Raw genomic sequence first — 12,564 nt, 5'->3', positions numbered from 1 at the left:
ACGGTGGCCCGGCCGCCCTGGGTGCCCACGATGCGCACGACGGCGTCGGCCACGGTCTCGGCCCGCACCTCGTACGGCACCCGGAGCGCGACGACCTGCCCGGCGAGGGCGTCACCGTGCCCGTACCGGGCGCCCTTCCCCCGGATCTCGGCGACCAGCGCGGCCACGGGGTCGACCTGCCCGGCGAGCCGGAAGTTGAGGAACCCCGGCCCGGTGACGACGACGTCCTCGATGCCGTCGGCCCCGAGGAGACGTTCCCGCAGGATCCCGGCGACGTGCCGCGGCGGCTGACCGGCGGCGTGCGCGAGCCGCAGCGCGACGGCGGTGGCGAAGTCCCCGCACCCGCCGGGGCCCGGCTCGGTCACCACGACCCGCTCGGGCACGGCCACGCTCAGTTCCCCGTCACCGACGGCACGGCACACCGCGTCCACCACGGTGCGGGACAGGTCGGCGGGGGTCACGGGACAAGCGTAGGGGAGGAGGGGGGTGGGTGGGCGAACCGGTTATGCCTTCCATGGCCGGCGGTCATCGAAACCCGGTGACCACCAGGCTTCGATTTCCCTGGCTAGGGGTGGATGCCGTCATGACTCGGAAGGCCGTCGCGTCCGGGGAGGCCGTCGATCTCCTCTGCGTCCTCCGCGGCTTCCCCGGCCGCCCGCGGATCGGCGGTCCCTCCTTCACCACCGGCACCACCCGGCTCCGCTCCCGCGTGCGCGTCCACGCCGGGCCCCTCTCCCCCGGCCTCCGCGCGACTCGTCTTCCGCTCGATGAGGTCCTTCACGATCCGGACCAGTTCGGCGGGCTCGAAGGGCTTGGCGAGGAAGGCGTCCACGCCGAGGTCGAGGCCGGCCTCGACCTCGTACTGCGTGCAGGCGCTGACGATGGCGACGGGCAGGTGGTGCGTACGGGGATCGGCGCGGAGCCGGGCGGCGGTGCGGATCCCGTCCAGCCGGGGCATGACGACGTCGAGCGTCACGACGTCGGGCCGCACCTCATGCACCACATCCAGACACTCGGCACCATCGGCCGCGGTCACGACCTCTAGCCCTTCCAGCTCGAGGTTGACCCTGATCAGCTGCCGGATGACCTTGTTGTCGTCCACAACAAGCACTCGGCCCGAAGCGCCTGGCACAACTCGAGAGTAGGTGGGGACCGGCCACCGCGTCCGGGTTTTCCCCACTTCCACCCCCTCCAGGCGACCGGCTCGCCCCCGCCAGGGGAACCGAATTGCTGATCACCCCTGCGGACCTGCTAGTGTTCTACCCGTCGCCGCGAGCGAGAAGCTCAGCGCCCGACACGCCCCCGTAGCTCAGGGGATAGAGCAACGGCCTCCGGAGCCGTGTGCGCAGGTTCGAATCCTGCCGGGGGCACCCGCAATCAAGGCCCTGAACTGCAGAAATGCAGTTCAGGGCCTTTCTTGTGCATGTCAGAACGCACACGGCCTGCTGGGTGGTGGCCGTTCTCCGCGACACCCCCATGACCTGCGGGTTTGCCGTGCCGAGCGGACGAAATCCCAATTATCCGATCCCGCAGAAACCCTCCTCACGGGATATACGCGGGACAGACGGCACACATGACGGGTCCGCAGGGGGCCACCGCCCTTCTGACCTGCACTTTCCTCCGCGAGGAGAGCTGGAAGCCGCACGGTGAAACAGGCCGTTCAACTTTGTCTTACCGGTACTCGTTCAGCAGCAACGCGATGCGCTGGTTGGCGAGGGCCTGCCGCCCGTACAGGCATTTCGCGTAGCGGGAGAGGAGCACTTCGACGCTGTTGCCAGCCCGTTCGGCGACCTCGGTGGGGTCGACGCCGGCGTTGAGCCAGGTGGACAGCGCCGAGTGCCGTAGGTCGTAGGGGCGGGCGGCGAGCGGGGAGTTCACCAGGTCGGTTGGGAGTGCGAGGGTGCGGGCTTCGTGCCAGACCCGGTCGTAGGTGCCGGAGGTGACGATGCCTCCGCGTTCGTTGAAGAACAGCCGACCGTCGTCAGCGGTGCCGAAGGTGTCGGTGCTCTCCCGCCAGAGCTGCACCAGCGGGGGTGGCAGCGGCACCACCCGGGTGTCGCCGGCTGGGCGGTTCTTCAGGCCGCGCTCATCATGGAGCTCTCCGGTGTCGGTCCACTTCGTGCCCGCCTGGGGCAGGGTGCGGTGCAGGATGGCGCTGCCCCAGCCTTCGGCGGGCAGGACGCAGTCCGGCAAGGCGATGGCGACCGCTTCGGCGGGGCGCAGCCCCGCGTAGTACATGCCGGCGAACAGTCCTACAAGCCGCCGTCCACGTGCGCGCCGGTAGCCGCCCACGTAGGACACGGCGCACAGCAGGGAACGAGCCTGGGCGGGGTTGACGACCACCCGGGGGTCGATCTGCTGGACGGTCTCTGCCACGTGCCAGTTGATCGGAGCAAGCGGGTCCGTGGGGAGTTTTCTCTGCTCGAGGGCGTACCGCACAGCGTTGACAAGGATCTTGTGCTTGTGCCGCTGGGTCTCGGCCGCTGCCGTCGTCCCATCCTGTTTGAGGCACAGGGCCACCAGCAGGGCTCGTGTCACGGCCGGATCGAGAAGATCGGTCAACGGGCGCGAAGAAGTGGCCACCCAGCGCAGCGCCAGCCGGACTTCGCCGGGTGCCGCTCGCAGGTCGGGCTGGGGCACGACGAACGCCCAGTCCCGCAGCGCGCCCCTCAGTAGTTGATCGCTTGGGCGGCCCCGGGCGTCACGGAGCATAGCCTGCGTGATCATGCAGAGCGCGTCGTTGGTCTCATTCCGGCTCTTGGCCGCGATCTGCGGCCAGCGCATCTGCAGGTATTCGAGGGCGAAGGCGTACCAGGTCAGGGGTGCGCCATCCCCGCAGGCAGGGTCGCCGTGCGTCCGGCGGGTGCGGGTCTGCTCTCGGACGGGTCCTTCCTGCATCGCTTGCAGCAGAGCGGTACCGAGTTCGCCGGCCAGCTCCCGGACGTCCGCTGCTTCGGTTGCGCCGGGCCGGCAGGCACGCCGCCCCGCAGTCGTCCCCCTTCCGCTACGCCGCGTCCCGAAGGTGCGACGCGCGGGGATCGCCATGGCTTTCATGGCGTCCACCACCTATCTGGTCTCGTTGACCAGGTGAACACAGTGGATCTCCAGCGTCATCGCAGCCCAGGTGGCCGTAGAGGCGTCTGCGACGGAAGTGGCCGGTGCCGGGAATGCGCGGACGTCGCTTCGGAGGCTTCGCGTACGATCAGCCGGCCCGCCCCCGTGTCGAAGGAGCTTGTGCCCGGTGATCGCCGCCACGCCATCGTCACCGGCCACCGCCGGCTTGCTGCGCCTGCAGCGTTTGGCTCGCAGCGAGGACGGCGAGCGGCTGCCCCTTCTTTTGTGGTCGGCTGGCCCGGGGTGGCGGATGATCAGTAACGCCGTGCTGGGCGGCGGCATCGGTGAGCGCGCCTGGGTCATCAACGCCCAGGTCGCCCACGGCTACCGGCGCACCGACCCCGACCGCCACCTCGCTGCCCTGGCCGGCGAGCCTCTGCCCAGGGATAAGTGGCTGTCAGTGATCATCTGGCTGGCGATCCCGGGGCAATGGAAGACCGGTAGCAGGGCGAGCGAGGTCGGTCTCCTCGTCCTCCATGCCGTCGGGCCAGAGCCCGAAGGGCCCGACGGGCTGCTCAGGGTTGGCGCCGAGTATGCCCGGACCCTTCGTACGGTGCGGCGGCATCGGGATCACGCGCCCTCTCCTTCGCTCCGGGCCTGCGCCAGCAGCGCAGCCACGACATCGTCCGTCCCATTTTCCCGGCCGGCTCAACGAGCGTGGCCACCACCTCGCCGGTGCTGCCGCTGCCGGGCCCGGTGAAGTCCTCCCTGGTCGGCCAGCGCGGGGCGACGACCTCCGCGTGATCACCAGTGCGGCCACCCTCGTCGAGGTCGTCCATCCCCGGATCAACCGCCCGGCCCTGGAGTGGACTCTGTCCCGCATTGTCATCGAAGCCGTCACCGAGCCCATCGCCCGTCACGCCGCCGTCCTGCTTGCCGACGCGGGCCTGCATGGCCACAAGTACGCCATCGACGCCATGCTCGGTGCCACTGCCCTCGCAGCACCCGGACCAGTCACCGTCCTCACCTCGGATCCAGAGGATCTTGCCGCGCTGTGCGATGCCCGGGTCACTGTCATCAAGATCTGCCCCGTGGACCGACGTCAGGCGCGCACTATGTGCGCCGTCGGGCGCTGGTGTGCCATGTGCGCGCACCGGTGAGCCTTGCCCTGCCGGCCTTGTCCGCCGTCCACCCCATTGTCAGTGGTGGACCGTACGGTTCTTGTGCGGCTGCACCCGAACGGGCTGGCCGGTGGGCCGGCGCGGCGTCGTACCGTGGCGATCTTGAGGGCAGGGTATGGATTTGGATTATGACCGTCTGGTCGCTTTGCGAAAGCAGAGTGCGGCCTGGAGGCTGCTGACCGCTGGTAACGCCGCGTTGATGCTGAGCTTCTTCAACAAGGTCTTTGTTGAGCAAGGGGTCCGGTCGATACCCGGTTCTGAGCTGATCGAGCGGCTGGACGATGAGTTGTACGCGCTCAACGAGCGGCTGGGCGTGGGGACGTTTCCGCAGTCAGCCAAGGCGTATCTGGATCTGTGGTCGGCTCCGGAGAACGGCTGGCTGCGCAAGTACTACCCGCCCGATTCGGACGAGCCACACTTCGACGCCTCGGCCGCGGTGGAGAAGGCCCTGTCCTGGGTGCGATCGCTGGAGGAGCGCTCGTTCGTCGGCACCGAGTCGCGCCTGAACACCATCGTCGACTTGCTGCGGCAGATGACCTTCGGAGCCGAGACAGATCCCGAGGCACGGCTGGCGGAGCTGATGCGGCGGCGCCACGAGATCAATGAGGAGATCGCGCGCGTCGAGGCCGGCGAGGTGGACGTGCTCGGCAGCGCAGGGCTGCGGGACCGCTACCAGCAGGTAACGGCGACGGCCCATGGGCTGCTGGCCGATTTCCGTGAGGTCGAGGCGAATTTCCGGGACCTGGACCGGGAGCTGCGCCGAAAGATCGCCATATGGGATGGCTCGAAAGGCAGGCTGCTGGACGAGGTCCTGGGAAGCCGCGAGAGCATCGCCGAGTCCGACCAGGGCAGGAGCTTTCAGGCGTTCTACGACTTCTTGCTGACGCCCCGCAGGCAGGAGGAGCTCAAGAAACTGCTGGCCGAGGTCGAGTCCATGGACGCCATTGGCGAACCCGACCCTCGGATGCGGCGCATGCCCCGGGACTGGCTGGAGGCGGCGGAGCGCACACAGGCCACGGTCCGGCGGCTGTCGGACCAGCTGCGCCGGTTCCTCGACGACCGTGTGCGCTCGGAAGACCGCCGTGTCATGGAGTTGGTGCAGGGTATCGAGTCCCGTGCCCTGGCGTTGCGTGACGTGACCCATGTGGATCTGGCCGTGGAACTGGACGCCGCGGCACCAGCCATCGTGCTGCCGATGGAGCGGCCCTTGTACACGCCGGTGACCAGGGCGCCGATCGACAGCACCGGCATCCAGGCGGGCGATGACGAGTTCGCCGCCGACGCGCTGTTTGAAGCGACCTATGTGGATACGGCCCGGCTCGCGGCCACCGTGCACCAGGCACTCGGCTCCCGTGCGCAGGTGTCCTTGTCCGAGATCGTCCGCGATCATCCGCTGCAGCAGGGGCTTGCCGAACTCGTCGCCTACTTCGCGTTGTCGGACGACGGTTTCACCACGGTGTTCGACGACGGCCGCCGCGAAGAGATCTCGTGGGCCGGCGAGGACGGCATCCAGAAGTTCGCGACGGTTCCCGTGGCCATCTTTGCCCGCACCAGCCCCGGCATCACCTGGGCACAAAACCAGAAGGAGGGGCGATGACCACGCCGCCGACGCCTGCCCAGCGGCAGGCGCACACCTTGTCCCTCCCGGTCAACCAACTGCTGAAGGGCCCAATCTTCCGCGACCAGCACGAGCGCGCCTGGGAGGCACTGCTGCACTTGCGCGCCCGCCTCCAGGACTACGTCGAGGTCATGGGCCTGCGCGTGGTGGTCGACGAAACCGAGGGGTATGCCTTCCTCCAGTCCAAGCCCGACGAAGAAGACGGCGATCCGCGCTCGGCACCACCTCGCTTGATGCCCCGCCGCTCCCTGTCCTATCCGGTCAGCCTGCTGATCGTACTGCTGCGCAAGCGGCTCGCGGAGTTCGACGCGAGCTCGGGCGAGACCCGGCTGATGATCACACGGGACGAGATCGTCGAGATGATCCGCACGTTCCTCCCGGCCGGCAGCAACGAGGCGCGGCTGGTCGACCAGATCGACGGCCACATCAACAAGGTCGTGGAGCTGCAGTTCCTGCGCCGTGCGCGCGGGCAGGAACACGTGTACGAGGTGCAGCGGATCATCAAGGCGTTCGTCGACGGGCAGTGGCTCGCCGACTTCGAAGCGAACCTGGCCCAGTACGCGGCCACGCACACCCCCCAGGAAGGACAGCAGTGATCCCCACCCAGCCCGCCCTCGGCACCGCCTCCGGCCCGGATCTCAGCCGGGCCGGGTTCCGGCTGGAACGGCTGGAGGTCTACAACTGGGGCACCTTCGACAAGCACGTGTGGTCCTTCGACGCCGGCGGCACCAACGCCCTGCTGACCGGTGACATCGGCTCGGGCAAGTCCACCCTGGTCGACGCCATCACCACCTTGTTCATGCCCGCCCACCGGATCGCCTACAACCGGGCCGCCGGCGCGGAGAGCCGAGAACGCAACCTGCGCTCCTATGTGCTGGGCCACTACAAGTCCGAACGCAACGAGACCACCGGCACCACCCGCCCGGTCGCCCTGCGCAAGCCCGGCAACTACAGCGTCATCCTGGGCGTGTTCGCCAACCGGGAGCTGGAGGCGAGCATCACCCTGGGGCAGGTGTTCTGGCTGGCGGATGCCAACGCGACCCAGCCCGAGCGGCTGTTCCTCGTCGCGGACCGTGCCCTGTCCGTCGCAGGTGACTTCGCGGACTTCGGCACCGAGGTCAGGTCACTGAAGAAGCGGCTCGCCGCGAGCAGCGTACGCGTGCACACCACGTTCCCGCCCTACAGCAAGGACTTCCGGCGCCGCATGGGCATCGAGTCCGAGCAGGCCCTGGAGCTCTTCCACCAGACCGTGTCGATGAAGTCCGTCGGCAGCCTGGACGACTTCGTCCGCAGCCACATGCTCGAACCCTTCGACGCCGCTTCCATGACCGACACCATCGTCGCCCACTTCGATGCCCTGACCACGACCTACGACTCCGTCCAGCGGGCCCGCGCCCAGATCGAAGCCCTCACCCCGCTGCTGGAGGAATGCGACCAGTACGAGCGCCTGGGCGCCAGCATCGAGGAGGCCGACGCCCAGCAGGCCGCCCTGCGCTACTACTTCGCTCAGCGCACCTCCATCTTGTGTGAGACCCAGCGCACAGCGCTGGAGCACGAGATGGCCCGCCAAACCAGCCAGCGTCAGGCGGCATGTGACCAGCTGGAGGACCTGCGCGCTCAGCAGCGACGGTGGGAACTGCAGCGGGAAGGACTGGGCGGCGGGCGGCTCGGCGAACTGGAACGCCAGATCGAGGAGCTGTCGCGCCTGCAGACCGCGCGCCGGCAGCGGGCCACGGAACACGCCACTCTGCTCCGGCAGGCCGGCCTCGACTCAGCTGAGGATGCCGAGCAGTTCACCGACCGCCTCCAGGAGATCGCCACCGCTCAGAAGGACGTCGCCACGGCCAAGCGTGAGACCCGCCAGGCCCTGGAGAAGCTCGCGGTCGACTCCGACCACCTGCGCCAGCAGGCCCAGGACCTCAACGACGAGCTGGTCAGTCTCCGGGCGCGACGCAGCAACATTCCCCGAAAGCAGCTGGACCTGCGCACGCGTCTGTGCCGTGAGCTCGGCATCGAGGAGGGCACGCTGCCGTTCGCCGGCGAACTCATCCAAGTACAACAGGACGAGCAAGCGTGGGCCGGCGCCGCCGAGCGGCTGCTGCGCGGCTTTGCGCTGTCCCTCCTGGTGCCCGGTGACCAGTACGCCCGCGTGTCCGAATGGATCAACGATCACCATCTCGGGACGAAGCTGGTCTATTTCCGCGTCCCCGACAAGATCTCTCCACGGCGCCCTCAAAACTCCACCGAGCCTGTGCTGTTCGCCAAACTCGAGGTGCGGCGGGAATCGCCGTTCGCTCCCTGGCTCGTCGGCGAGCTGGAGCGCCGCGCGCCCCACGTGTGCGCGGAGACGATGGAGGACTTCCGACGCGCTGAGCTCGCGATCACCCGCCAAGGGCTGATCAAGGGCGCACGCGGACGCCACGAGAAGAACGACACCACCCGCATCGACGACCGCAGCTCCTACGTGCTGGGCTGGACGAACCAGCAGAAGATCGACGCACTCCTCGACCTGGCCGGCCGCATCCACACCGCACAGCGCGACATGGCCGACAAGAAGCGCGGCCTGGAAGCCGCGCACGAGGACAGCATCAGCCTCGACAAGGTCCTGGACCGGCTCGCGGCCATGCGTGACCACAGTGAGATCGACTGGCAGTCCGCCGTCCGGCGCATCACCGAACTGAGCGAGGAGAAGCAGCGCCTGGCAGCCGCCTCGAAGGACCTTGAGGAGATCGCCCGCCGGCTGGAGACCATCGCCCAGGACATCGGCAAGCAGGAAGACGCGCGTGCGGAAGCGGACAAGGCTCTGGGCAGGCTCGCCGGCGAACTGGACGCCGCGGTCCGTACCCACGACACTGCCCGAGCTCTCCTTGCCGAACCGGCTGCCAAGCAGGCCCAAGCCCACTTCCCCGCCATCGACCAGCGACTGGCGGAGACCCGCCTGCAGTGCCGGACTGTGGATGAGTGCACACGGGCCGAAGAGCGCCTCCGCGAGGTCTTGACCGCCATGAAGAGCCGCTGGGGCAAGGAGCAAAACCGCCTCGGCCAGTCGATCGCCTCCCAGATGGGTTCCTTCCGCAGCACCTACCCGACCGAGACCAACGAACTCGACAACTCCGTCAACTCCGCCCGCGGGTACCGCGAGCTCCACGCACGACTCGTCGCCGACGACCTGCCCCGCTTCCAGGAGCAGTTCCGGAAGTACCTGAAGACAAATGTCATCCGGGAAATCGCCGGATTCCACGCCCAGCTGAACATCTGGGCCGAGGAAATCGGCGACCGTATCACCACCATCAACGAATCCCTGGCCGACATCGACTACAACCCCGGCCGCTACATCATGCTCAAGCCCGAGCGGACCCCCAACACCGAGATCCGCGAATTCACGGCGGAACTGCGCGCCTGCACCGACGACGTCCTGTCCGACGACGACTCCGACCTGTACTCCGAGGAAAAATTCCACCAGGTCCGACGTCTCATCGAACGCTTCAAAGGCCGCGAGGGCCACACCGAAGCCGACCGTGAATGGACCAAGCGGGTAACGGACGTCCGCTACTGGTTCGTCTTCAGCGCCAGCGAACGGCACCGCGAGGATGACAGCGAGTACGAGGTGTACTCCGACTCCGGCGGCAAGTCCGGCGGCCAGAAAGAGAAGCTCGCCTACACCATCCTGGCCGCCTCCCTCGCCTACCAGTTCAAACTCGACACCGGCACCAGCCGCCCCCGGACCTTCCGCTTCGTCGTCATCGACGAAGCCTTCGGACGCGGCTCCGAAGAGTCCGCCCGGTTCGCCCTGGACCTCTTCCAACGCCTCGGCCTGCAGCTGCTCATCGTCACACCGCTGCAGAAGATCCACGTCATCGAGCCCTACGTCTCCGCCGTCGGCTTCGTCGACAACCCGACCGGACACCACTCACGCCTGCGGACCCTGACCATCACCCAGTACCAGCAGGAGCGCCTCGCCCACACCCTGGCCACGCTGCAGCCCAGCGCCACAGAGGGGAACTGACATGCCGGCCACCACCCCGGCCTGGACGACACCGCACGATGTCACCACGCGCCTGCGTAAACGCTGGGAGAGCGGCATCTACCTCACCGACCTGGCCGAAGAGACCGACTGGGAGCCCGTCTGTATCCCCCTGCGCGGCCCCAAACCCGGCGAGATCACCCGGCACTACGAAGCAGTCCGGGAATGGGCCCAGTCATGGGCCACGACCGCCGCACGCAGCCCCCTACGCTTGGAGCATCGACGCGTCGGAGGACAACTGGTCGGCAGAAACGACATCCCCCACCAGGTCTGGGTCGACCACCGCGAAGACCTATGGAAACTCCTGGGCGTGACCAACACCGTCCACCGCTACCAGGCCCTGCTCGCATCCGCCCGGGCCACCGTGCCGCAGCTCGCGGCCTGGATGGCGGCCCACCCCATGAAAGTCGTCAAGCTCCACGACGTCTGGCCGCGACTGGAAGCCACCGTCCGGTGGATCGCGGACTACCGCGGGCCAGCCCTCTACGTGCGGCAGATCGACGTGCCCGGTGTGGACACCAAATTCATCGAGCACCACCGCGCCACGCTGACCGCCCTGCTGGAACACTGCCTCCCCGCAGACCGGATCACCGACGCAGCCCCCCGTACCAACTTCGCCGCCCGCTTCGGATTCCTGCAAAAACCCGCCTACCTGAGGTTCCGCATCCTCGGCGGGCAGACACTGGCCGGTTTTCGGGAGCTCACCGTCCGCACGGAAGAATTCACTGCACGGCCACCAGGCGTCACCACCGTGTATGTCGTCGAGAATGAGACCACGTATCTGGCCTTTCCCTCTCAGCCGGACAGCATCGTGATCCTCGGTGGCGGCTATGCCGTCACCCAGCTTTCTCATCTCCCTTGGCTTCACGACGTACGACTGATCTACTGGGGCGACCTGGACACCCACGGTTTCGCCATTCTCAACCGGCTGCGCCGAGCATTCCCGCATACAGAATCAATACTGATGAACCGCTCCGTTCTGATGACCCACAAAGACCAATGGGTCAAGGAGGCAGGCCCCACCGTTGAATCCCTCGAAGCACTGACGCATGAGGAATCCGACGTCTACCGAATTCTCACTGGAGGTGACTTCGGCCAAGGGGTGCGACTCGAGCAGGAACGGGTGCGATTCTGCCTGCTCCAGGAAGCCTTAGCCGATCTTCGAGACAATTCCCAGCCGGTCTCTCGCCTGGCAGGAGATCGGCTCTTGCCCAAGCAATGAGCAGGCGACTCGGGCGGCTCAGCAGCCGGCCGTCTGGGACGACGGAAGCCCGATCGGCTGCGGGGCGGCGCCAGGGAGCGAGATCCGGCCGCCGTCGGGGCCATCCGCTGTCCTGATCAGTCGATGGGCGCACGGCCCGGTGGCGTGGCCAATTACAGTAGTGCGGACAGCAGCGCCGATCGAGTGAGGCGCATCGGAAAGGTGAGTCGTGCGGATGAGCGGGGTGCCCACGCGGATCGGCCGTTACACGGTGGCGCGGGAGCTCGGCTCAGGCGGGATGGGAGAGGTCTACCTCGCCTACACCCCCGCCGGCGATCCGGTCGCAGTCAAGGTGATCCGCAACGACAAGCTCGACCCCCTGACCCGGGCGCGCTTCGAGAAGGAAGCGCTGATCGCCCGCACGGTGATCGGCACGAACCGGGTGGCCCGCTTCCTGGACGCCGACCCTTACGCGGATCAGCCGTGGCTGGCGATGGAGTATGTCGCCGGGCGGACGTTGCTGGCGTGCGTGGACAGCGACGGTGTGCTTCCGCTGCCGCTCGTGGCGAGCCTCGGCGCGCTGCTCGCGGAGGGGCTCTCGGCCGTCCACGCCGCCGGACTGCTCCACCGCGACCTGAAGCCGCAGAACGTCATCATGGGCAGCGACGGTCCCATGATCATCGACTTCGGGCTGGGCGCGTTCATGGACACCTCGCAGGAGTCCCTGTCCCACAGCGGCATGATCATTGGCACGGTGCGGTGCATGCCGCCGGAGCAGGCCGGTGGCCATCCGCAGGTGACACCCGCGGCGGATGTGTACGCGCTGGGCACGGTCCTGCTGTACGCGGCGGCTCGCCACTACCCGTACGACGGCACTCGGTGGGAGGCGATCGTGGCGCAGGTCACCAATCCCGAAATCGCTCCCGATCTCTCGGGTGTGCCCTCGGCGCTGGTGCCCCTGCTGGAGTCCATGCTCGCCCACACCCCGGAGGAGCGGCCGACTCTGGGGGCCGTCTCGGAGGCATGCGCGAAGATCCTCGCCGACTCCGGAACCGCTCCGGCGACCGCCCGGCTGGCGCTGATCGCACACACCACGGCCGGCGAAGCCCCATCCGCGTCCAGGAAGCCGCTGACGACGTCGTTCGAGAAGCTGCTGCGGGAACAAGCAGCCCTCGTCAAGGACGAGGAGCCGGCAAGCCCTCTCGACCAGCCGGCACGGGTACCGCCGGCAGCCGAGCCAGAGCCGGACGAGCCGGAGGCGCCCAGGGCCGAGATCGGTCCAGGCTCCGGGGGGCGGAAGGGCATGTCCCAGGCGGGTCCGAAGAAGGGCCGGGCACCGGCGTCGAAGCGGATCGCGGACGAGCTGCGCACCCTGTACGCGACAAGTCCGGCTCTCTGAGCTCTTCCGCTGACAGTGCTGGATGAGAGTCTTGGCCGGAATGGGTACGGCCGGGCGGCGTGATACGCCGGACGCGGGCCCATGGAG

General features: G+C 68.0%; 6 protein-coding genes, 1 tRNA gene and 4 pseudogenes. 8 read left to right on the top strand and 3 right to left on the bottom strand.

Features of this window, described 5'->3' with window-relative positions; all coding sequences use genetic code 11:
* Positions 1–461 (bottom strand): annotated as a pseudogene (locus H5J33_RS00420) (hypothetical protein); the annotation flags it as partial.
* Positions 462–670: 209 nt separating this feature from the next.
* A pseudogene (locus H5J33_RS00415) lies at positions 671–1,180 on the bottom strand (response regulator); the annotation flags it as partial.
* A gap of 118 nt (positions 1,181–1,298) precedes the next feature.
* Here H5J33_RS00415 and H5J33_RS00410 point away from each other — a divergent pair.
* A tRNA-Arg gene (locus H5J33_RS00410) sits at positions 1,299–1,370 on the top strand.
* 301 nt (positions 1,371–1,671) lie between these two features.
* Here H5J33_RS00410 and H5J33_RS00405 read toward each other — a convergent pair.
* A complete protein-coding gene (locus tag H5J33_RS00405) occupies positions 1,672–2,898 on the bottom strand; it encodes a tyrosine-type recombinase/integrase (protein ID WP_258564763.1) in 1,227 nt (408 codons plus the stop codon).
* Positions 2,899–3,241: 343 nt separating this feature from the next.
* Here H5J33_RS00405 and H5J33_RS00400 point away from each other — a divergent pair.
* The 7 genes and pseudogenes from H5J33_RS00400 to H5J33_RS00370 all read left to right on the top strand — a co-directional run.
* Positions 3,242–3,481 (top strand): annotated as a pseudogene (locus tag H5J33_RS00400) (adenosylcobinamide amidohydrolase); the annotation flags it as partial.
* Positions 3,482–3,854: 373 nt separating this feature from the next.
* Positions 3,855–4,139: pseudogene (locus tag H5J33_RS00395) on the top strand (type II toxin-antitoxin system VapC family toxin); the annotation flags it as partial.
* 211 nt (positions 4,140–4,350) lie between these two features.
* Positions 4,351–5,832, top strand: a complete 1,482-nt coding sequence (locus H5J33_RS00390) for a DUF3375 domain-containing protein (protein WP_220211795.1) — start codon at positions 4,351–4,353, stop codon at positions 5,830–5,832.
* Positions 5,829–6,449 (top strand): DUF4194 domain-containing protein, encoded by a 621-nt coding sequence (locus H5J33_RS00385; protein WP_181792695.1) that lies wholly within the window; start codon positions 5,829–5,831, stop codon positions 6,447–6,449. Before H5J33_RS00390 ends, H5J33_RS00385 begins: the two co-directional genes overlap by 4 nt.
* Positions 6,446–9,859: an ATP-binding protein gene (locus H5J33_RS00380; RefSeq protein WP_220211794.1), complete on the top strand. Its 3,414-nt coding sequence runs from the start codon at positions 6,446–6,448 to the stop codon at positions 9,857–9,859. The genes H5J33_RS00385 and H5J33_RS00380 overlap by 4 nt, the downstream gene beginning before the upstream one ends.
* Position 9,860: 1 nt before the next feature.
* Complete coding sequence (locus H5J33_RS00375) at positions 9,861–11,099, top strand: Wadjet anti-phage system protein JetD domain-containing protein (protein ID WP_181792694.1); 1,239 nt, start codon at positions 9,861–9,863, stop codon at positions 11,097–11,099.
* 214 nt (positions 11,100–11,313) lie between these two features.
* On the top strand, positions 11,314–12,477 hold the full coding sequence (locus tag H5J33_RS00370) for a serine/threonine-protein kinase (RefSeq protein WP_181792693.1): 1,164 nt from the start codon (positions 11,314–11,316) through the stop codon (positions 12,475–12,477).
* The last annotated feature ends 87 nt before the right edge of the window (positions 12,478–12,564 follow it).

The sequence above is a fragment of the Streptomyces sp. WELS2 genome (assembly GCF_013870595.1).
In the GTDB taxonomy this organism is placed as follows: Bacteria; Actinomycetota; Actinomycetes; order Streptomycetales; family Streptomycetaceae; genus Streptomyces.
The sequence above is the reverse complement of the archived record's forward strand: the minus strand, read 5'-3'. Positions and strand labels throughout refer to the sequence as shown.